Source organism: Burkholderia sp. SRS-25 (assembly GCF_004343765.1).
Taxonomy (GTDB): domain Bacteria; phylum Pseudomonadota; class Gammaproteobacteria; order Burkholderiales; family Burkholderiaceae; genus Burkholderia; species Burkholderia contaminans.
Genome location: NZ_PTXM01000005.1, coordinates 194709 through 214928 on the forward strand (window position 1 = coordinate 194709; position 20220 = coordinate 214928).

Genomic DNA, 20220 nt, shown 5'->3' on the forward strand with positions numbered 1-20220 from the left:
CGCGGCGCTGAATCCAACGTCCTGGCCGGTATCCGGGCTGACGAACACGCCGCTTCGCCTTCCCGGATGCACGGCATCCAGTGGCGGTCGTCCGCATGCGGCAGGCATGCGGCGAAGCGGCGCTGCGTCGTGCCGGGCACGACGCGTTCGCTTACCGTTGCGGGGGCAGCACAGGTTGGCTCGACTGCGGTGCAGGCAGGCTCCCTGTTTCCCGTTTAACTGCGCGCGCCGGAGCGGCACGCGCGAGCACCAAAACGCGTGCGAGTGTAGGCGGCGGTGCGGGGAGCGTCAAGACGCAGCGTGCCGCCAGGCCCGGTTTCCGTTGACGGGCACGCATGGCCCGAAGCCGTGCGCGGCGCTTCGCCCGGGGATCGCTGTGCTATCGTATGCGCCGCGTTCGGTGCTCGCATGCGCATTCCGCGCATGCAGTTAAACGGGAAACAGGAGGCGGACCACCGCCCGGCCTGTGCTGTCCCCGCAACGGTACGCCGCCCGCGCGACGCGCTTCCCCGCGCACGCGCCCAGGCCGCCCACGATGCCACTGCCCTTCAGCCGGGCGGGAAGGCTGCGGCCTGGCAAGCGGCCAGCCCGGATACCGGCCGACGCAAGGGGCGAGCCCGACGCTCGCCGAACGCCCGATCCGCGGGGGACGGATGAGGTGCGCATTCCGCCCGCGTCCGCGCGGGCTTCGTTCGATCCGTCATGGTTCACCTGTTCGCTGGCCGCCGCCGTGCCGCCCGCCTGCCCCTTTCCCCCGTTACGACACGGTGCGCGCCGTGCCGCGCCCGATGAGCCGCGCCTGGCTCATCGGCGCCGGCCCCGGTGACGCCGACCTGCTGACGCTCAAGGCCGTCCACGCGATCGGCGTGGCGGACGTGCTGCTCGTCGACGATCTCGTGAATCCCGACGTGCTGCGCCATGCGCGCGCCGATGCGCACGTCGAGCACGTCGGCAAGCGCGGCGGCCATGCATCGACGCCGCAGGAGACGATCGTCGCCGCGATGCTCGCGCATCTGCGCGCGGGCCGCAGCGTCGCGCGGCTCAAGGGCGGCGATCCGTTCGTGTTCGGCCGCGGCGGCGAGGAGCTGGCCGCGCTCGGCGCGGCGGGATTCCCGGTCGAGGTCGTGAACGGCGTTACCGCGGGCATCGCCGCGCCGGCTGCAATCGGCATCCCGGTCACGCAGCGCGGCGATTCGCAGGGCGTGATCTTCGTCACGGGCCACGGCGCGGGCGCCGACGAACCCGACTGGCGCGCACTCGCGGCCACGCGCATGACGATCGTCATCTACATGGGCATCCGCCGGCTCGACGCGATCGCAACCGCGCTGCGCGATGGCGGCCTGCCCGGCGAGACGCCGTGCGCGGCGATCGAGAACGCGACGCGTGCCGAACAACGGCACGTGCTCGCAACGCTCGACACGCTCGACACGCTCGTCGAACGCGTCGGCACGACCGGCATCGGTTCGCCCGCGATCGTCGTGATCGGCCGCGTCGCGGCGTTCGCCGACGATCCCGCGGTACGTGCCGCGCTCGGCGGCGGCGCATGATGCGTGTCGCCCTCGGCGTCGGTTTCCGCGCGGGCGTGACGGCCGCGCAACTCGATGCCGCGATCCGCGCGGCGCTGATGCCGTACCCGGCCGCCGAACCGGCGCTCGTGGCCACGCTCGCCGACAAGGCGCGTGCCCGTGCGCTGCGCACGCTGTGCGCGCGCCGCGGCTGGCCGCTCGTCGCGTTCGATGCCGCGCAACTCGCGAGCCGCCCGGAACTGGCCGCGAGCGGCCCGTCGGATGCCGCGCTCGCCCGCTTCGGTGTCGCGGGCGTGGCCGAGCCGTGCGCGCAGCTCGCGGCGCCGTACGGCCGGCTGCTGGGCCCCAAATCGATCCGGGACGGCGTGACGGTCGCACTCGCCGGCCCGCTCTGAACCCTTTGTTTCGCTTTCTTTCGACAGGACGAATCCGATGAAAACCGACGCCGAATCCCATCAACGGATGACCGAACGCCGCCGTGCGGGCCACGAAAAGAAGCAGGCCGCCGCCGTCAACGAAAAGGGCCTGCTGATCGTCAACACCGGCAACGGCAAGGGCAAAAGCACGGCCGCGTTCGGCATGGCCGTGCGCGTGCTCGGCCACGGCATGCGGCTCGGTGTCGTGCAGTTCATCAAGGGCGCGCTGCACACGTCCGAGCGCGACTTCCTCGGCGCGGTGGCCGAATGCGACTTCGTCACGATGGGCGACGGCTATACGTGGAACACGCAGGACCGCGACGCCGACATCGCAACCGCGCGCAAGGGCTGGGACGAGGCGCGCCGGATGATCGAGAGCGGCGATTACCGGATGGTGATCCTCGACGAGCTGAACACGGTGCTGAAGTATGAATACCTGCCGCTCGACGAAGTGCTCACGACGCTGACTGCGCGTCCCGATTCGGTGCACGTCGTCGTGACCGGGCGGCATGCGCCCGATGCGCTGATCGACGCGGCCGACCTCGTCACCGAAATGCGGCTCGTCAAGCATCCGTACAAGGAGCAAGGCGTGAAGGCGCAGCGCGGCGTGGAGTTCTGAGCATGCCCGCCTGCCCTGCGCTGTTCGTCAGTGCGCCCGCGTCGGGCCAGGGCAAGACGTCGGTGACGGCTGGCCTGGCGCGGCTGCACCGCCGGCTCGGCCGGCGCGTGCGCGTGTTCAAGACCGGGCCCGATTTTCTCGATCCGATGCTGCTCGAACGCGCGAGCGGCGCGCCCGTGCATGCGCTCGACCTCGGGATGGTCGGCGAGGCCGGCTGCCGCGCGCTGCTGGCCGACGCCGCGCGCGACGCGGACCTGATCCTGATCGAAGGGGTGATGGGGCTGTTCGACGGCACGCCGAGCAGCGCCGACCTCGCGGCCGCGTTCGGCGTGCCGGTCGTCGCGGTGATTTCCGCGAAGTCGATGGCGCAGACGTTCGCGGCGATCGCGTTCGGGCTCGCGCGGTTCCGGCCGGCGCTGCCGTTTCACGGCGTGCTGGCGAATCGCGTCGGGTCGGCCCGACACGCGGAACTGCTGCAACAGGCGCTGCCCGCCGACTTGCGCTGGCTCGGGCACGTGCCGGCCGATGCGGGCATCGCGCTGCCGGAGCGGCATCTCGGGCTGCACCAGCCGAACGACATCGACGATCTCGATGCGCGGCTCGATCGCGCGGCCGACGTGCTCGCGCAAACGGCGCTTGCCGAGTTGCCGCCGGCCGTTGCGTTCGCGGAACCGGACGCAGCGGCGCCGCTGCCGCGTGCGCTCGCCGGCAAGCGAATCGCGGTGGCGCGCGATGGGGCTTTTTCGTTCATCTATCCGGCGAATCTTGCGTTGCTCGACGCGCTCGGTGCGCAATTGCGGTTCTTCTCGCCGCTCGCCGACGAACCCTTGCCGGACGATTGCGACGCACTGTTCCTGCCGGGCGGCTATCCGGAACTGCATGCGGCGACACTCGCGGCGAATGCCGCGACCGCGCGAACGATTCGCGCGCACGCCTCGGCCGGCCGGCCGATCGTCGCGGAATGCGGGGGGATGGTGTATCTGTGCGAATCGCTGACCGACGTGGACGGCGTGACGACGCCGATGCTCGGGCTGTTGCCGGGTCACGCGACGATGCAGCGCCGGTTCGCGGCGCTCGGCATGCAGCAGCTCGACACGCGCGACGGGACGATGCGGGGCCATACGTTCCACTACTCGCGGCTCGAGACGCCGCTGGAACCGGTCGCGAATGCCGTGCGCCCCGACGGCGCATCTGGCAGCGGCGAAGCCGTCTATCGACGCGATGCGATCGTCGCGACGTACATGCACATGTACTGGCCGTCGAATCCGGATGCGGTCGTCGCGATGTTCAGCGGGAAAGTGTTCTAGCCTTGGGGTGGCTCAAGCCGTACGGGGAATGCGGGCGCCTTCGCGACGATCACCCGCCCGCTTTGTGCGACTACAGATGTTGTTCGATGTCGATTCGTTGGTGCAGGACCCGAATCACATCGATCGTGTATTCCGTTTCGCGATAGAACACGACGTGGGAGCCCACTGCGTACCGGAAATATCCATCGCGAACAATGCAGGTTCGGCCGGCCTTTTCACCGCGCGCCAGCGCTTCCATTGTTCCGATCAGATCGTCTCCGATGTCAAACCAGAAACGTCTCCGCCAGCTTCACCCAGTACGACGCGCCGGTCGGCAGCGCCGCGTCGTTGAAGTCGTAGCCGGGGTTGTGCACCATGCAGCCGCCCTCCCCGTCGCCGTTACCGATGATCAGGTAGCAGCCCGGCCGCTTCTCGAGCAGGAACGCGAAATCCTCGCTGCCGGTGAGCGGCACCATCCCGTCGATCAGGTTCGCATCGCCGACCCATTCGCGGGCGACGTTGCGCGCGAATGCGGTCATTTCCGCATCGTTGACGAGCACCGGGTAGCGGCGCTGGTAGTCGATCGTCGCGGTCGCGCCGAACACGGCCGCCTGCGCATGCACGACCTCCTTGATGCGCGTCTCGAGCAGGTCGCGCACCTCCGGCTTCAGCGCGCGCACCGACAGGCGCATCTGCGCGCGATCGGGAATCACGTTCGGCGCCTCGCCCGCGTGGATCGCGCCGACGGTGACGATCGCCATGTCGAGCGGCGACACGTTGCGCGACACGATCGTCTGCAGCGCGATGACGATCTGCGCGCAGACGACCACCGAGTCGACCGCCTTGTGCGGCACCGCGCCGTGGCCGCCCCGGCCCTGCACGTCGACGATCACCGTATCCGACGACGCCATGAACGACCCCGGCAGGAAGCCGAACTTGCCCGTCGGGAAACCGGGCATGTTGTGCATCGCGAAGATCGCGTCGCACGGGAACAGTTCGAACAGCCCTTCGTCGAGCATCTTCTTCGCGCCGCCGAGCCCTTCCTCGGCCGGCTGGAAAATCAGGTTCAGCGTGCCCGAGAAGCAGCGCTCGCGCGCGAGATGCTTCGCGGCCGCGAGCAGCATCGCCGTGTGGCCGTCGTGGCCGCACGCGTGCATCTTGCCGGCGATCCTGCTCTCGTACGGCAGGCCCGTGGCCTCGTGGATCGGCAGCGCGTCCATGTCGGCGCGCAGGCCGAGACGCTGCGTGCCGTCGCCGACCTTCAACTGCGCGACGACGCCCGTGCCGCCGAGCCCGCGGTGCACCGAGTAGCCCCACGACTGCAGTTGCTCCGCGACGAGATCGCTCGTCGCGAATTCCTCGAAGCCGAGCTCGGGGTGGGCATGGATGCGGTGCCGGATCTCGATCATTTCGTCGACGAGGCCTGCGGGAATCACGCTGTGCGTCACGGTGTCGTCTCCTGTCCGTTGGGGAATATGCAGGCAAGGATAGTCAGTTCGATGGCAACCTGGAAGATCGAGAGTCGTCACGGTAGCAACTGTTGGTTGCCATGAGTGAATGCAATGTACGACGAGCGCAAGCTCGGCCATCCGGACGACTGTCGCACTGGATCCGAACGCGCGAAACTGTGCGCCATCTACCCGTTTCCAGCGTATGAGAGCCCGATGACTATCGGTTGACCTCCGGAAATAGTGCATACACATCAAATGCTTGCGAAGACTTGTTCACTTTTTGACTGTTGTACATTTTTTGTGTACGCTGACAGAAAAGTGAACATGCGATTCCCTTCGATGCCCGCGAACACTTCCCTCTCCCTGTCGGAACAGCACGTGCTCGACGAAGCCTGCGCCGCGTTCGAACGCGCGACCCGGCGCTTTCGCGCACGGCCCGCGCGTGTGCCGGCCGCCTACAAGGCGCGCGCCGACGCCATGATCCGCTTCGACGTTGCCGGGCAGGCATTCGAGATGCCGGTCGCGGTGCGCCTGCGCGTCGAATCGCTGGCGGATGCGCTCGCGGCGTTGCGCCGCGGCGGCGGCAGCGCAGTGCCTGGCGAGCGCCCGTTGATGCTGGTCGCGCCGCACCTGTCGGCCGAACTGGCCGCCGGCCTGACCGACCAGGGCATCCCGTTTCTCGATACCGCCGGCAACGCATGCCTGATTCAGCCGGAGGCGACCGTGATGATCGCCGGCCGGCCGAAGCCCGCCCGGGCACCGCGCCGGCAGTCGTCGCGCGCGACGACGCCGAAGGGGCTGGCCGTGATGTTCGCGCTCGCGACGCAGCCCGGCCTCGTCGCGCAACCGTATCGGGCGATCGCCGCCGCGTCGGATGTCGCGCTCGGCACGGTCAATCTGGCGATGGACGATCTGATCGCGCGCGGCCTCGTCGGGCAGCGCCGCAACGGCGAGCGCCTGCTTCCCGACTGGCCTCGCTTCGTGCAGGAATGGGTCGCGCTGTATCCGAGCCGCTTGCGTGCGAAACTGCCGAGCCGCCGGTTTGCCAGCCTCGCGCCCGACTGGTGGCGCGGCTTCGATTTCGCGGCATTCGATGCGCGGCTCGGCGGCGAGCCGGCGGCCGACCTGCTGACGCACGACCTGAAGCCGGCCGCGATCACCGTCTATACGCACGGCACCGCGTCGAACCGGCTGCTGCTCCAGGGCCGCCTGCGTCCGGACGAGCGCGGCGAGGTCGAACTCGTCGAAGCGTTCTGGCCGCCGTCTGCCGCACTCGACTGGCCCGAGCAGGAAGGACCGGTCGTGCCGCCGCTGTTGATCTACGCGGATCTCGTCTCGTCCGGCGACAGCCGCAATCTCGCCATCGCCGATCGCATCCATGACCGATACCTCGCCCACCCGCCCGCTTGAAGTCGACGCACGTCGGCCGCTGGAGCCTGCGGCGGTCGCGCTGCTACAGGCCGTCAGCTCGGCCTGCGCGCGCCTCGACGCGGCGTTCGTGGTCGCCGGCGCTACCGCGCGCGACATCCTGATGTGGCACGTGCACGGCATCCGGCCGGTGCGCGCGACGCGCGACGTCGACGTTGCCGTGTGCGCGGTGAGCTGGCCATTTCACGCGCAACTCGTCGAGGCACTCGTCGCCACCGGGCAATTTACACACGCACCGAAACAGCAGCAGAAACTGCTGTTCGACAGCGGCGCGCACGGTTTTCGCACGGAGCTGGACCTCGTGCCGTTCGGGCCGCTCGAAACGCCACCAGGCGAGATTGCGTGGCCGCCCGGCGGTGAATTCGTGCTGAACGTACTCGGGTTCCAGGAAGCGGTGGACACCGCACAGCCGGTGTCGATCGACGCGCGCACCGTGGTGCCGGTGGCCAGCCTGCCGGCTCTGGCGCTGCTGAAGCTGCTCGCCTGGAAGGACCGGCGTGCGCGCCAGAACAGCGACGCGTACGACCTGCTGTTCCTGCTGCGGACTTTTCACGACGCCGGCAATCGCGAACGTATCTGGGATGATGCGCCGGACTTGCTCGAAGCCCATGCGTTCCAGCCGGGCCTCGCCGCGGCCGCGCTGCTCGCGCGAGATGCGCAGCGGATTGCCTCGCCGCAAACGCGCGACGCGATCCGCGCGCTGTTGTCGGACGCAGCGACCTATGCCGCGCTCGGCCAGGATCTGCTGGCACGCGCGTTCGCACTGTTGCCCGGTGAATTCAGCGACGACGTCGACCGGTACCTCGATGCGTTCCGCACCGCCTTTCTCGTCGATCAACCCGCGCCGCGTACCTGACGCGCCGCTGCGGAACGGCAGCGTGCGCATACGGAGACGCAGTTGCGCTCAGGCCGCCCAGTCTTCGAGCGTCAACCCGGCGACACGGCCGAACTCGCGGCTGTCGTGGGTGACGAGCACCGCACCGGCCGCAATCGCATGGCCCGCGATCGATGCGTCGTTGGTGCCGATCGGCGTGCCGCGCGAGGCGAAATCCGCACGAATCGCGGCCGTTGCGTCGACGGCCGCCGTGTCCCACGACAGCACGCCATCCAGTCGCGAAACAAAGGCCGTCACGAGTTCCGCATGCTTCGGCGATGCCTTCCTGCCGACCGCGCCGAATCGCATTTCGGCATAGGTAATTGCCGAGACGACGATCCGGTGCTGCGCATTGACGCACGACTGCAACCGGGACAGCACCACGGGCGGCCGCTCGCGCATGATGAACGAACAGATGTTCGTATCGAGCATGTAGAGCGTGGTCACTGGCCGGACTCCGTCGGTGCGGCGCCGCCACCGTCGGACAGGTCGAAGCGGCCGGGCTCGATGACGGACGGGCGTTCGGCAAGGAAGTCGGCGTCGGCCGGCGGTTCGCTCGCGAACGAGAGCCATGTGGGCCGCACCGGCCGCAGCAGCAGTGTGTCGCCCTCGCGGCGAATCTCGAGTTCGGTCACCCCCTCGAACTCCATGTCCTTCGGGATGCGGATTGCCTGGTTACGGGCGTTCTTGAAAATGGAAACGGTGCGCATGAGCCACTCCATGGGAGTACGATGCGCCCATTCTAGACATATGCCGGCATATCTCAATTTCGGAGCACGCAACCCGGATGTCGCGCCCCATGCTGTCGCGGATGTTTTTGCCATGTCGAGGGCCTGTCGTCGATGAGGAGAGCGATCCATTCTTCACGACGCAGGCCGCGCGGTCCATATCCCGGACGGCCGATGTCCGCGAGCCACGGTGCCGCGCGCAACCTCGCGCCGCACCGCGCCCCCGCTCCGTTACGGCAATTTGAAAGTGTCGAAGAATGTATCGCGCTCGATCACCGTGAGCGCCGCGCGCTTGTGCGGGAAGTCGAATTCCTTCAGCGTATAGAACCCGAGCCGGTGCATGTACGCGATGTGCCGCACGTGATCGACGCGCGGCTCGCCCACGAGCCGCTGCGTGCGCGGTTCGTCGACGAACATGTAGTGCAGCACCCCGCTCCACCACGCATGCAGCTTGCCGGCGCTCTGGAAGCGCGAATCGCCGATCAGCAGGTGCAGCCCGCGATCGTAGTCGTGCGCGTCGTAGAACGGCGCGAGACGGTCCTCCTTCGCCCAGTAGAACTCGAAATAGCCGAACGGCGTGTCGTCGAAATAGCCGATCATCGGGTGCATGTGCGGATCGGCGAGCCGCTCGGCGAGATACGCCGCGTGCTCGTCGCGCGTGCCGCGCTGGTCCCAGAAATGCGCGACGCGATCGAGGTTCATCCAGCCGCTGAACAGGTCCGCGTGCGCGTCGACGTCGACGGTGCGCAGGCTGAACGTCATCCCGACCTGCGGCATGTAGCGTGCATAGATCTCGCCGGCCGGCGACGGCGGCCGCACCGGGTGACGGTGGCCGTTCGTGATCACATGGCGCAGCGGCATTCCACCCGATGCGGGCGCCTTCAGCCACGGCCGCGGGTTCTGCCAGAACGTCGCGCGCGACACGGTGAAGCGCAGCGCGTCGCCGGCAACCTGCGCGCCGTCGATCACGCCCTCGCGTACCGCGCGCGCGACGTACGCCGCAACGGCTGCCGCATCGGCACCGCCGAGCGGCACCGTGATCGTCGCCGCGTCGTAGCGCGTGTCGGTGTTGAACAGCGCGACGAATGCCGCGAGCAGTTCGTCCGGCGAGTCGTCGGGCCGCCACGCGTCGAGCGTGTGCTCGGCGACGGCCATCGCGTGCCCGTGTGCGGCGCCGTCGAGCGCGGCGGCCACTTCACCTTCGACGGCGTCCGCGGCGCCGGCCGGTTTCGTCAGCGTGTCCTGCATCACAGTGCTCCCGCGTCGTGGCGATCGGCAAGGACATGCAGCCCCCGCTCGAGTGCCGGAAACAGGCTGCGCTGGAAGTTGTTCCAGCGCAGTTCGAGAATCGTGTCATCCGGCGCGATCGGCGTGTCGAGCACGTCGCAGATCACCTCGCCGGAATCGATGCCGTTGTCGACGTAGTGAAACGACGCGCCCGTCATCATCACGGGCTCGACGGACGACGTCGTGCCGTTCGACCAGTCGACCCGTTCGCCGCGCGCGCCGTGCAGCGCGTCGAGCGTCGCCCACGCGCCGCGCCGCTGGTACGGCGAACCGTCGGCCGTGATGCCCGGGTGGATGTTGGCGATGCGCCGGTGAAAGCGCGCGCCGGGCCGCACGAGTTCGTCGAGGATCACGAGCAGCCCGTCGAGCACGACGACGTCGGCGTCGAGTTCGAGCAGGCGCTCGAGCAGGCGGCGCTCGAACGCCTGTTTGCCGGCCACGCGCTCGCGCGCGTCGCGCGGCAGCCGCCGGTACGTCGACGCAATCGTGCAGAACAGGTCGTCGACCGGCCGGCCCTGCACCGTCAGGCCTTCCGGCAGGATCCACGGGCGGCCCGGCGTGCGGGCGAAGCCGTAGTCGGCGACTTTCGCGCGGTCGGCCGGCGAACCGTCATCGTCATCGACGATCACGCCCTCGAGCGAGTAGCGCTCGCCGAGCGGCGAGTCGTTCAGGCGTTCGACGAGATATTCGAGCGGCGCCTTCATGTAGCGCGTGCCGCCCTGATAAGCGACCGGCTGGCCGGCACGATCGGCCGCGCCGTTGCGCAGCGACTGGATGTAGACGAGATTTTTCTTCGGCATGGATGCGTCGTGGAAAAGCGGACGAAGGCGCCGCGGCCCGCCCGCGCCGGCCACGCAGGCCGGCCGGCGAGCCGCGGCGCGCATCGTCACCAGTTGTATTTCGCGGTCGCGATCACGGTACGGTCGGTACCGAACACACAGACGTTCGCCGACTGGCAACCGCTGATGTAGTGACGGTTGGCCAGGTTCGTTCCGTTCACGGCGAAGCGCCAGTTACGCGTGTCGTAGTGCACGCCCGCGTCGAACAGCGTGACGCTCGATACCGTCAGCGAGTTGTCGGCCGCACCGGCCGATGCGCTCTGGTAACGGATGCCGCCGCCCAGGCCGAAGCCCGCGAGCGGCCCCGTGTGCCACGTCCAGTCGGTCCACAGCGACGCCATCTGGCGCGGGCGCGGAATGTCGACCGGCCAGTTGTTCAGCGACACGTCGTTGGCCTTCACGTTCTTCACGTCCTGATACACGTACGACGCGATCACCGACAGGTTGCGCGTGACCTTGCCGGTCGCGCTCAGCTCGATCCCGCGCGAACGCACCTCGCCGGTCTGCACCGACTTCGTGCCGGTCGGGTCCTGGCTCGGCAGCGCCGACGTGAGCACGTTGGTCTGGTTGATCTGGTAGATCGCCGCGTTCAGCATCAGGTTCTTGCCGGGCGGCTGCCAGCGCAGGCCGGCCTCGATCTGCTTGCCGCGCGTCGGCTGCGGCAGCCCGCCGCCGAGCAGGTTCACGCCGATCAGCGGGTTGAACGACGTCGCGTAGCTGACGTATGGCGACAGCCCGTAGTCGCCCTGGTACGTGAGGCCGACGCGGCCGGTGAACGCCGTGACGTCCGCCTTCGTCGACGTGCCGGCTGCACGGTCCTCCTGGCGCATGTCGACCCAGTCCTCGCGGCCGCCGAGCGTCAGCGTCCAGCGGTTCCACTTGATCTGGTCCTGCGCGTACAGGCCGAACGTGTTCATCGTCGTGTACGTGTTGGTGCGGAACGTCGAATCGGGCGTGAACACCGCCGTCGTGACGGGCTGGTAAACCGGGTTGTAGATGTTCAGCGGCGGCGCGGCGGCGAGCCATTCGCTGTCGGTCGCGGTCTGGCGGTTGTACTGGAAGCCGAGCAGCAGCGTGTGCTGGAGCGGGCCCGTCGCGAAGCGGCCTTCGAGGTTGTTGTCGATGTCGAAGCGGCTGTAGTTCATCTGGAACACGCCGGCCCAGCGCGACACGTCGGTCGTGCTGCCCTCGACGAAGCCGTTGCCGAATACCGAACCGTTGTCGAGCGACAGGTGCATCAGGCGCGTGTTCTGGCGGAACGTCCACGCCGGCGTCAGGTTCCGCTCGAACTGATAGCCGACCGACCACTGCTTCTTGCGGTAGTAGTTGAAGTTCGGATCGCCTTCGTACACGTCCTTGTTGATCTGACCGTTCGGGTTCGGCAGCACCGTACCCTGCGCGGGCAGGAAGTTCGACGAGATGTCGCCCCAGTCCTGCAGATAGGTGGCCGACAGCGTCAGCGACGTATCCGCGTTCGGGCGCCAGCGGAACGACGGCGCGAGCGCGACGCGCTGGTCGTTGTTCGGGCCGGTCAGCGCGTTGCCGTCGCGTGCGACGCCGACGAAGCGGTACGCGTACTTGCCGTCCGGGTCGAGCTTGTCGCCGACGTCGATCATGAACTGCTTGCGCGCGTAGTTGCCGATCTGCACGCCGGCCTCGCGCACCCGCTCGCCGTCGGCGAGCTTGGTCTGCACGTCGACGATCGCGCCCGGGTCGCCCGCGCCGTACAGCACCGAGGTCGGCCCGCGCAGCACGCTGATGCTGTCGATCATGTACGGATCGACGCGCCAGCTCGCGAGGTTGATCGTGTTCGGCACCTGCAGCCCGTTCACGTACGCGGTCGGCGTGAAGCCGCGCAGCGCCGCATACCAGTCGGAACGGTTGTCCGAGCCGTACGACGAGAAGCCCGGCACGTAGCGCAGCGCCGCGTTCACGTCGGTCGCGCCGGTCATCTCGATCTGCTGCGCGGTGACGACGTTGATCGTCTGCGGGATCTCGTTGATCGACGTATTGGTCTTCGTGCCGGTGCGGCTGCGCTTCGCGACGAGCCCGACCGTGCCGTCCCCTTCCGAGGCCGCGTTGACGTTGATCGTCGGCAGCGTGCCGGTCGACGCATTGGCCGACACACTCGCCGCCGCACCGTTCTGCGCACTGCTGGCCGATGCCGCTGCGCCTGCGTTCACGGCCGGCGCCGTCTGGGCATGTGCCTGCCCTGCCGCCACACCGAACGCCACGCTCGCCGCGGCTGCGATCGCACGCAAACGCGTGCCTGTTGCCCACTCCATCGTTCTCTGCTCCACTTTTTTCATGCGGTCTCCGACCGCGCCTTTGTCAAAGAGCGAAAGCCATCCGGCTCGCGCTCGCCCCGTTTTCCTGTCGTTTTTCCTGTGTTGCCCGGGCCGCGCCTTCTTCATGGGCGGGTGCGATCCCGTCTTCGAGCGACGCGCAGATTTCGTCCGCGCGGCGCGCCAGCACCGACAGCAGCGTGTCGGACAGGCCGTGGCTGTCTTCGCAGCAGCCTTGCAGGTAGATGCGTGGCGCGAAGTGCTCGGGCGTCGCGAGCAGGTAGTCGCGCGTGACGTCGCCGCGTGCCAGCGCATCGCCCAGGTGCGGTGCGAGCCCTTCGAGCAGCGCCGAATGCGTGTCGCGGCGGTAGCCGGTGGCCAGCACGAGCGCGTCGAAGCGCTCGACGCGCGTGGCGCCGCTCATCCGGTCGCGCAGCGTCAGCTCGATGCGGCCGTCGGCGGTGCGCACCGCGGCCTCGATCGCGCTGTTCGCGAGCAGCGCATGACGCGGCGTGCCGTCGATGCGCTGCAGGTACAGCATTTCGTAGATCTGTTCGATCAGCGGCCGGTCGACCACCGCGTAGTTGGTGTCGCGATAGCGCTCGAGCAGCGCGCGGCGCGCGTCGTGCGGCTGCGCATAGACGACATCGGTGAACTCGGGGCTGAAGATCTCGTTGACGAACGGGCTGTCGTCCGCCGGCTTCAGTGCGCCTGCACGCATCACGAGGCTCACGTCGACGTGCGGGAAGCGGCGCGCGAGATCGATGAACACTTCGGCCGCGCTCTGCCCCGCGCCGATCACCGCGACGCGGCGGCGCTCGCCGTCCGGCGACGCGACGAGCCGGTCGATGTCGGTCAGGTACGACGACGAGTGGATCACGCGGTCGCGGCCGAGCGCGGCGAACGCGTCCGGCACCGCCGGCGTGCCGCCGACGCCGATCGACAGCGCGCGCGTGACGCGCTGGCGCTCGTGACCGGCGGCGTCGCGCGACAGCACGCGCAGCGCGTCGATCCTCGCATCGTCGCCGCGCACCGGTTCGATCGCGAGGACGGTCTCGCTGTAATGGACGCGATCGTCGAACGCCTCGGCCACCCAGCTCAGGTAGTCGTGGAATTCGACGCGGGTCGGATAGAAGTTCTTCAGGTTGACGAATTCGTTCAGCCGGCCGCGTTCGAACAGGTAGTTGATGAACGTGTAGCGGCTTTTCGGATCGCGCATCGTGACGAGATCCTTCAGAAACGAGATCTGCATCCGGCAGTCGTCGAGCAGCATGCCGCGATGCCAGCCGAATTCAGGCTGGCGCTCGACGAAGCAATGGGCGAGCGGGCGCGCCGCGCGCCGTTCCTCGAGGCGGATGGCCAGCGCCAGATTCGACGGCCCGAAGCCGACGCCGATCAGGTCGAATACGGTTTCTCTCTGCATGTCTCAGCTCCCTTGTCGGTGAATCCGGCGCGTCAGACGTGACGGCCGGAGAAGAACGTCTCGCGCAGCGTGCGCATCCACAGCGGCTGCGCGTCGGCCAGCGCGAGACGGCGCTGCCGCGCGAAGCCGTGCCGCGCGAGATGGTCGGCAACCCGCGCGTGGCCGGCCGGTACGGCACAGCCGACCGCTTCGGTACGCGGGTCGTCGAGAAACAGGTAATGCACGACGGACGGCAGCCAGCCCGCCACGCAATGCGGGCCGCGCCAGCGCGACTCGCCGACCAGCATCCGCAGCCCGCGGTCGTAGTCGCGTGCCGCGACGTGCGGCGCGAGCGCGTCTTCCTTCAGCCAGTACGCCTCGACATACGCGAACGGTTCGCCGTCGAAGCAGCCGACGAGCGGAATCACGTGCGGATCGGTGCCTGGCGCGGCGCCCTGCGTGCCGTCCGTGCCGGGCTGCGTGCCCGGCCAGCCGTCGCGCACGCGCGGTTCGTCGAACCAGCGCACGAGTCGCGCGGTGTCCTCGGCCGGCTGCCAGCCGCGCAGCGTGAAGCGCACGCCGAGCGCCGGCAGGTCGCGCGCGTAGACGTCGCCGCGCGGTGCGGGCGGCCGGCGCGGGTGACGGCGGCCATCGGTGAACGTCGGCAACGTCGCGCACGGCAGATGCGGGCCGACGCGCCACAAATCGGCCTGCTGCGCCCAGCCTTCACGCATGCAGCGGCCGCCGTCGGCGAGCACGCCGCTCGCGCGCAGCGCATCGAGCGCGACTGCGGGCCACGCGGCCGGGTCGAGCCGGATCGCCGCGTGGCGCGCGCTGTCGGAAAACGCCGCGGCCAGGGCCGCCAGCAGCGCACGCCGCTGGTCGGCCGGTGCCGCGCGATGGTTGTATGCGACGAGGCGCAGCGCGCCGTCGTCGCCGAGTTGTGCGCGCAGCAACTGCGCGCCGATGCCGTCGCCCTGCGCGACGCGGATCTCCGCGCCGTCACGCACGGCGAACAGGCCGTCCGCGAACGCGAGGCGGTAGGTATCGAGCATCGTGAATCCGTCCGGACGCACTTCAGCCAGCATGGCGCGCCTCCTGCCCCGTTTCCATGTGCGCATCGAGCCGCGCGCCGAGTGCTGCGAGCGTCGGTGACGCGAACACGTCGGCGACCGTCAGCGCGTGGCCGGCGCGGCTGGCCGCGTCGACGAAGCGCACGACGTCGAACGACGTCGCACCGGCTTCGAACAGGTCGGCATCGGGTTCAGGCGCAGCCGTTGCGAACGTGTCGGACCACAGTGCCGCGAGCAAGGCAGCCGCATGCGGCGCACGGGACGGCGTTGCGGCGCGTGTATTGCTTCCGGTCTGCGCGCGATGCGACGCCTGCGCAATGGCACGCTTGTCGGGCGCACCGAGCACCGCGTCCGACGCGCCGGCGAAACGCGCGACTTCGTCGTGATAGAGATCGACGAGCGCATCGACGAAGCCGCGATCGAGCAGTTCGTCCGCATACGAGAACGCGGCGCTCACGCGGCCATCCGGATGCTCGACGACGTCCAGCTCCAGCGTGAACACGACGCGATGGCGCACGTCGTCGAATCCGGCCAGCGACAGGCCGGCCCAGTCGCGCGCCGCGGCCCCCGTCGGGCGCAGGTAGTTGAACATCACCTGGAACAGCGGATTGGCCTGCGCGGCACGCGGCGCGCGCAGCGCCGCGACGACGTCCGCGAACGGCACGTCGGCGTGCGCGTAGGCCATGAGCGCCGTGTCGCGCACTTGTGCGAGCACGTCCGAACGACGCGCGGACGGGTCGATCCGCGTGCGCACGACGACGGAATTGATGAAGAGGCCGAGCGCGTCGCGGGCCGCATCGCCCGTCAACTCGCGCGTCGACGCGAGCACGCCGACCGGCTGGTCGGCCGCGCCCGTCGCGCGGAACAGCGCGGTGTTGAGCGCCGCGTGCAGCAGCATCGGCAGCGTCGCGTGCGCGGCCGACGCCGTGTCGCGTGCGGCGCGGATCAGCGCGCCGTCGAACTCGAACGCGATGCGTGCCGCGCGCCATTGCGGCACGGCCGGCGCGTCCGCGCGCTGCGGCAGCACGTGCGCCGGCAGATCGGCCAGCGCGTCACGCCAGTAGGCGACGCGGGCCGGATGGCACGGTGCGGGCAGCACGAGCGGCTGGGCGGCCGGTTGGACGGCCTCGTCGGCCGGCACGGCGCCGGCGCCGCCCTGCACGCGGCCAACATAGCGCGCACGAACCGCATCGAGCCAAAGCTCGATCGATTCGCCATCCGACACGATGTGATGAATCGTCACCGACAGCACATGGTCTTGCGCGTCGAGCCGCAGCACGCGCGCGCGCCACAGCGGCGCATCGGCGGCCAGATCGAACGGCGCGAGTGCATCCTCGTCGGTCAGCACCGCAGCGCGAGCGAGCGCATCGGGTTGCGCCGACAAGTCGATCACGGGCAGTTCGACAGAAACGGCTGCATCGATCCGCTGGCCCGGCAGTGCGCCGTCACGCACCACGAGCCTCGCGCGCAGCGCCGGATGCACGGCCGTGACATCCGAGAAGGCCGCACGCAGCGCATCGACGTCGAGCGGGCCGCGTACCCGCAGCGCGACCGGAATGTTGTACGCGGCGCTGTCCGGCTGCGCGCGCCACAGGAACCACAGGCCGAGCTGCGCCGGCGACAGCGGCCACACGCCGTGTGCATCCGGTTTGGCGACGGCCACGCCCGGCGTCGCCGCACCGGCGTGCGCCGCGCGCGGCGCATCGGCCACCTGCGACGCATACTGCGCGAGCACCGGCGCCTCGAACAGCGCGCGTACCGGCACCTCGCGGCCGAGCCGTTCGGCCACGCGCGTCGCGACGCGCACGGCGGCGAGCGAATGGCCGCCGAGATCGAAAAAGTGATCGCCACGGCCCACGCGCTCGAGATTCAGCACGTCGCACCAGATCGCCGCGAGCGCGGCTTCGTCGCCGTCGTGCGGCGCTTCGTACGCACGTTCGACGCGTACCGGCGCCGGCAGCCGTGCGCGGTCGACCTTGCTGTTCGCGTTGCGCGGCAGCGCGTCGAGCACGATCATCTGCGCGGGCACCATGTAATCGGGCAGCGTGCGGCGCAGGTGCGCGTCGAGCGTCGCGGCTTCGACCGGCTGCGCGGCCGCCCGTGCGTCGGCGGTCAGTTCGACATAAGCGACGAGCTGCGCCAGTGCGCCCTGCCCGTGCACGACCGCGCAGGCTTCCCGCACTGCCTCGTGCGCGGCCAGCTGGGCCTCGATCTCGCCGAGTTCGATGCGCAGCCCGCGCAGCTTCACCTGGTGGTCGACGCGGCCGATGAAGTCGAACACGCCATCCGCGCGGCGCCGCACGAGGTCGCCGGTGCGATACAGCCGCGCGCCCGGCGCGCCGTACGGATCGGGCACGAAGCGCTCGGCCGTCAGCGCCGGACGGTCGAGATAACCGCGCGCGACGCCGATCCCCTCGCCGCCCAGGTACAGCTCGCCGATCACGCCGACCGGCAGCGGATGCAGCCGTTCGTCGAGCACGTGCGCGGTGCGTGCGCCGACCAGCGTGCCGATCGGCAGGTACGCGGCGTCGCCGAGCGTCGCGAGATCGTCGCCGGGCCGGAACATCCACAGCGTCGGCGTGATGACCGTCTCGGTCGGGCCGTAGCCGTTGACCACGCGCACGTTCGGCAGCGCGCGGCGCAGCATCGCGAACGCCTCGCGCGACGTCGCCTCGCCGCCGACCGTCAGCGAACGCAGCGTCGGCGGTGCGCCATGCGCGAGCGCCCATTCGGCGAGCTGCGCGGCGCAGCCGGGCGGCACGTAGGTCATCGTCACGCCGTCGCGGACCATCATCGCGCAGGTCTGCGCGGGCGGCCACAGCACGTCGGCCGTCACCGACACGGCGGCGCCCGACATGTATTGCGAAAACCAGCCTTCGTGCGCGCCGTCGAAGTTGACCGACTGGAACAACAGGAACACGTCGCTCTCGCCCGCGCCGTAGCGCTCGGCGATCGCCGCGCAATGCAGTGCGAACGACGCATGGTCGACGATCACCCCCTTCGGCTTGCCGGTCGAGCCCGACGTGTAGATCGCATAGGCCGCGTGGCCCGGCAGCACGTCCGGCAGCACGACGTGCGCGGCTTCGTCGAGGGCGTCGACTTCATCGGCGCGCCACACGCGCAGATCAGGCAATTCGGGCAGCGACGCGGCGCTCGCGCCGTCGGTCAGCACGTGCGCGATGTTCGCGTCGCCGACGATCTGCGCGAGCCGTTCGCGCGGATGCGCGGGGTCGAGCGGCACGAACGCGGCGCCCGACTTCAGCACCGCGATCAGCGCGACGAGCAGGTCGACCGAGCGCTGCAGCGCAACGCCGACGCGCATTTCCGGCCGCACGCCGGCCGCCACCAGGTGGCGCGCCAGGCGCGCCGCGCGCGCGTCGACTTCGCCGCGCGTCAGCGCGCGATCGATATCGGCGACGCCGCGTGCGTCGGGCCGTGCGTGAGCATGCGCGGCGATGCGGGCATGCACGGGCACGAACGGCTCGGCTTCGGTTGCGCCTGCCGGTGCATTCCACGCAAAGAGCTGCTCGCGCTCATCGGCGGGCAGCCAGTCGAGATCGCCGATCGGCATGTCGGGGCGCGCGAGCGCATCGGCGAGCAGCGTGACGAAGCGTGCGGCCAGCCGGGCAATCGCGTCCGCTTCGAACAGGTCGAGCGCGTAGATGAAGCCGGCGTCGAACGTGCCGTCCGGCGTCGCTTCGACCGACAGCGTCAGGTCGAATTTCGCGGATGGCGCACCCGACGGCAGCAACGCGGCCGATGCCGCGCCGAGCGCCGGCAGCGCGCGGCGTTCGCCGTAGGCGGCCATCACCTGGAACAGCGGATGGTGGCTCGCGCTGCGCGGCACGCCGAGCGCATCGACCACCTGCTCGAACGGCACGTCCTGGTGCATCTGCGCATCGACGAGCGCGCGCTGCGTGCGTGCCACCAGCGACGAGAAATCGCCGTGCGCGGGCACGTCGACGTCGATTGCCAGCGTGTTGACGAAGAAACCGATCAGGCCGGCGACTTCCGCGCGTTCGCGGTTCGCGGCCGGCACGCCGACGCAGATCCGCGCGTCGCCGGTCGCGCGCGCCAGCAGCGCATCCAGCGCGGCGAGCAGCACCGCGAACGGGGTCGCGCCCGATGCGGCCGCGAATGCGCGCAGTTGCGCACCGATGCGCGCGTCGAGCGAGAACACGTGGCGTGCGCCGCGCGCACTGCGGCGCGCCGGTCGTGCGGCCGCGCCCGGCAGCGCCAGCACGCCGCGTTGCGGATCGAGCCGTTCGCGCCAGAACGCGAGCTGTCGATCGCGTTCGCCGGCGTCGAGCCAGCGGCGCTGCCACAGCGCGTAATCGGCGTACTGGATCGGCAGCGGCGCGAGCGGCACCGGTTCGCCCGACGCATAGGCGCGATAGAACGACGCAAGCTCGAACAGCATCACATCCGACGACCAGCCGTCCGACACGATGTGATGCACGGTCAGCGCGAGCCAGTGATGCGTCGCATCGAAGCGCACCAGATGCGCGCGGACGAGCGGCACCGCGCCGAGATCGAACGGCTCGGCTTCGTCGGCCGTCGCGACGGCTTGCGCGCGCGCCGTGCGCTGCGCGTCCGGCAGCCCTTCAAGATCGGTCTCGCGCCACGGGCAACGCACCGGTGCGTGGATCGTTTGAGCGACGCCGTCCTGCGCTTCGTCGAAGGTCGTGCGCAGCGCCTCGTGGCGCGCGATCAGCGCGTCGCACGCCAGGCGCAGCGCATGCGCGTCGAGCGGACCCGTCAGCGCCAGGCGTTCGGTGATGTGATACGCGTCCGGCGCATCGATCAGCCGCGCGTGCAGCCACAGCCGGGTCTGCGCGAACGATGCCGGCACGCGGTCGTGGCGCGCCGTGCGCGGCGGGATCGGCAGCACGCGGAAGTCGATGCCGGCCGCGCCGAGCTTGTCGATGAAGACCGCGCGCTGCGCGTCGGGCAACTGCGCGAAACGCGTCGCGAGCGCGAGCCAGTCGGGTTGAACCTTCGTCATC

At 69.8% G+C, this 20220-nt stretch carries 16 protein-coding genes and 2 riboswitches; of the genes, 6 read left to right on the forward strand and 10 right to left on the reverse strand.

Annotation, left to right across the window (positions count from 1 at the left end; translation table 11 throughout):
• Positions 1 to 5: 5 nt before the first annotated feature.
• A riboswitch (cobalamin riboswitch) is annotated at positions 6 to 269 on the reverse strand.
• Between the two features lie 112 nt (positions 270 to 381).
• Positions 382 to 619, forward strand: a riboswitch (cobalamin riboswitch).
• Positions 620 to 788: 169 nt separating this feature from the next.
• Genes cobA through C5O79_RS07535 form a run of 4 tightly spaced genes read left to right on the forward strand, consistent with a single transcriptional unit; the run spans position 789 to position 3868 of the window.
• Positions 789 to 1547, forward strand: coding sequence for a uroporphyrinogen-III C-methyltransferase (cobA, locus tag C5O79_RS07520; protein ID WP_122474535.1), 759 nt, complete (start codon positions 789 to 791; stop codon positions 1545 to 1547).
• Complete coding sequence (locus C5O79_RS07525) at positions 1544 to 1921, forward strand: cobalamin biosynthesis protein (RefSeq protein ID WP_122473910.1); 378 nt, start codon at positions 1544 to 1546, stop codon at positions 1919 to 1921. The genes cobA and C5O79_RS07525 overlap by 4 nt, the downstream gene beginning before the upstream one ends.
• Positions 1922 to 1958: 37 nt before the next feature.
• Positions 1959 to 2561, forward strand: a complete 603-nt coding sequence (cobO, locus tag C5O79_RS07530) for a cob(I)yrinic acid a,c-diamide adenosyltransferase (protein WP_122473909.1) — start codon at positions 1959 to 1961, stop codon at positions 2559 to 2561.
• A 2-nt stretch (positions 2562 to 2563) separates the two neighbouring features.
• Complete coding sequence (locus C5O79_RS07535) at positions 2564 to 3868, forward strand: cobyrinate a,c-diamide synthase (protein ID WP_122473908.1); 1305 nt, start codon at positions 2564 to 2566, stop codon at positions 3866 to 3868.
• A gap of 70 nt (positions 3869 to 3938) precedes the next feature.
• Here C5O79_RS07535 and C5O79_RS07540 read toward each other — a convergent pair whose 3' ends face one another.
• Entirely contained in the window at positions 3939 to 4106 is a 168-nt protein-coding gene (locus C5O79_RS07540) for a type II toxin-antitoxin system RelE/ParE family toxin (RefSeq protein ID WP_122473907.1), read from the reverse strand.
• Between the two features lie 25 nt (positions 4107 to 4131).
• Positions 4132 to 5295: a M20 aminoacylase family protein gene (locus C5O79_RS07545; protein WP_046545689.1), complete on the reverse strand. Its 1164-nt coding sequence runs from the start codon at positions 5293 to 5295 to the stop codon at positions 4132 to 4134.
• A 342-nt stretch (positions 5296 to 5637) separates the two neighbouring features.
• Here C5O79_RS07545 and C5O79_RS07550 point away from each other — a divergent pair, with 342 nt between their 5' ends.
• Together C5O79_RS07550 and C5O79_RS07555 are read left to right on the forward strand one after the other, a co-directional pair.
• Positions 5638 to 6708 carry a type IV toxin-antitoxin system AbiEi family antitoxin gene (locus C5O79_RS07550; protein WP_046545688.1) on the forward strand — a complete coding sequence of 357 codons (1071 nt, stop codon included), beginning with the start codon at positions 5638 to 5640 and terminating at the stop codon, positions 6706 to 6708.
• Complete coding sequence (locus C5O79_RS07555) at positions 6677 to 7582, forward strand: nucleotidyl transferase AbiEii/AbiGii toxin family protein (protein WP_047850905.1); 906 nt, start codon at positions 6677 to 6679, stop codon at positions 7580 to 7582. The genes C5O79_RS07550 and C5O79_RS07555 overlap by 32 nt, the downstream gene beginning before the upstream one ends.
• 48 nt (positions 7583 to 7630) lie before the next feature.
• Here C5O79_RS07555 and C5O79_RS07560 read toward each other — a convergent pair whose 3' ends face one another.
• From C5O79_RS07560 to C5O79_RS07595, 8 genes are all read right to left on the reverse strand, one after another.
• Positions 7631 to 8047, reverse strand: a complete 417-nt coding sequence (locus C5O79_RS07560) for a PIN domain-containing protein (protein WP_122473906.1) — start codon at positions 8045 to 8047, stop codon at positions 7631 to 7633.
• The gene (vapB, locus tag C5O79_RS07565) at positions 8044 to 8310 is read right to left on the reverse strand and encodes a type II toxin-antitoxin system VapB family antitoxin (RefSeq protein WP_047850906.1); all 267 of its coding nucleotides are present in this window, start codon (positions 8308 to 8310) and stop codon (positions 8044 to 8046) included. Before vapB ends, C5O79_RS07560 begins: the two co-directional genes overlap by 4 nt.
• 249 nt (positions 8311 to 8559) lie before the next feature.
• The gene (locus tag C5O79_RS07570) at positions 8560 to 9576 is read right to left on the reverse strand and encodes a GNAT family N-acetyltransferase (protein WP_046545685.1); all 1017 of its coding nucleotides are present in this window, start codon (positions 9574 to 9576) and stop codon (positions 8560 to 8562) included.
• Positions 9576 to 10415: a formyltransferase family protein gene (locus C5O79_RS07575; RefSeq protein ID WP_046545684.1), complete on the reverse strand. Its 840-nt coding sequence runs from the start codon at positions 10413 to 10415 to the stop codon at positions 9576 to 9578. Before C5O79_RS07575 ends, C5O79_RS07570 begins: the two co-directional genes overlap by 1 nt.
• An 86-nt stretch (positions 10416 to 10501) precedes the next feature.
• Entirely contained in the window at positions 10502 to 12763 is a 2262-nt protein-coding gene (locus C5O79_RS07580) for a TonB-dependent siderophore receptor (protein ID WP_122473905.1), read from the reverse strand.
• Between the two features lie 22 nt (positions 12764 to 12785).
• Positions 12786 to 14162: a lysine N(6)-hydroxylase/L-ornithine N(5)-oxygenase family protein gene (locus tag C5O79_RS07585; protein ID WP_122473904.1), complete on the reverse strand. Its 1377-nt coding sequence runs from the start codon at positions 14160 to 14162 to the stop codon at positions 12786 to 12788.
• A 32-nt stretch (positions 14163 to 14194) separates the two neighbouring features.
• Complete coding sequence (locus C5O79_RS07590) at positions 14195 to 15229, reverse strand: GNAT family N-acetyltransferase (RefSeq protein ID WP_046545681.1); 1035 nt, start codon at positions 15227 to 15229, stop codon at positions 14195 to 14197.
• Positions 15219 to 20219: a non-ribosomal peptide synthetase gene (locus C5O79_RS07595; protein ID WP_122473903.1), complete on the reverse strand. Its 5001-nt coding sequence runs from the start codon at positions 20217 to 20219 to the stop codon at positions 15219 to 15221. The genes C5O79_RS07590 and C5O79_RS07595 overlap by 11 nt, the downstream gene beginning before the upstream one ends.
• Position 20220 lies beyond the last annotated feature (1 nt).

Coding starts and splice junctions, on each gene's coding strand:
- cobA (WP_122474535.1), top strand. CDS start 789: ATGAGCCGCGCCTGGCTCATCGGCGCCGGCCCCGGTGACGCCGACCTG.
- C5O79_RS07525 (WP_122473910.1), top strand. CDS start 1,544: ATGATGCGTGTCGCCCTCGGCGTCGGTTTCCGCGCGGGCGTGACGGCC.
- cobO (WP_122473909.1), top strand. CDS start 1,959: ATGAAAACCGACGCCGAATCCCATCAACGGATGACCGAACGCCGCCGT.
- C5O79_RS07535 (WP_122473908.1), top strand. CDS start 2,564: ATGCCCGCCTGCCCTGCGCTGTTCGTCAGTGCGCCCGCGTCGGGCCAG.
- C5O79_RS07540 (WP_122473907.1), bottom strand. CDS start 4,106: ATGGAAGCGCTGGCGCGCGGTGAAAAGGCCGGCCGAACCTGCATTGTT.
- C5O79_RS07550 (WP_046545688.1), top strand. CDS start 5,638: ATGCCCGCGAACACTTCCCTCTCCCTGTCGGAACAGCACGTGCTCGAC.
- C5O79_RS07555 (WP_047850905.1), top strand. CDS start 6,677: ATGACCGATACCTCGCCCACCCGCCCGCTTGAAGTCGACGCACGTCGG.
- vapB (WP_047850906.1), bottom strand. CDS start 8,310: ATGCGCACCGTTTCCATTTTCAAGAACGCCCGTAACCAGGCAATCCGC.
- C5O79_RS07570 (WP_046545685.1), bottom strand. CDS start 9,576: ATGCAGGACACGCTGACGAAACCGGCCGGCGCCGCGGACGCCGTCGAA.
- C5O79_RS07575 (WP_046545684.1), bottom strand. CDS start 10,415: ATGCCGAAGAAAAATCTCGTCTACATCCAGTCGCTGCGCAACGGCGCG.
- C5O79_RS07580 (WP_122473905.1), bottom strand. CDS start 12,763: ATGAAAAAAGTGGAGCAGAGAACGATGGAGTGGGCAACAGGCACGCGT.
- C5O79_RS07585 (WP_122473904.1), bottom strand. CDS start 14,162: ATGCAGAGAGAAACCGTATTCGACCTGATCGGCGTCGGCTTCGGGCCG.
- C5O79_RS07590 (WP_046545681.1), bottom strand. CDS start 15,229: ATGCTGGCTGAAGTGCGTCCGGACGGATTCACGATGCTCGATACCTAC.
- C5O79_RS07595 (WP_122473903.1), bottom strand. CDS start 20,219: ATGACGAAGGTTCAACCCGACTGGCTCGCGCTCGCGACGCGTTTCGCG.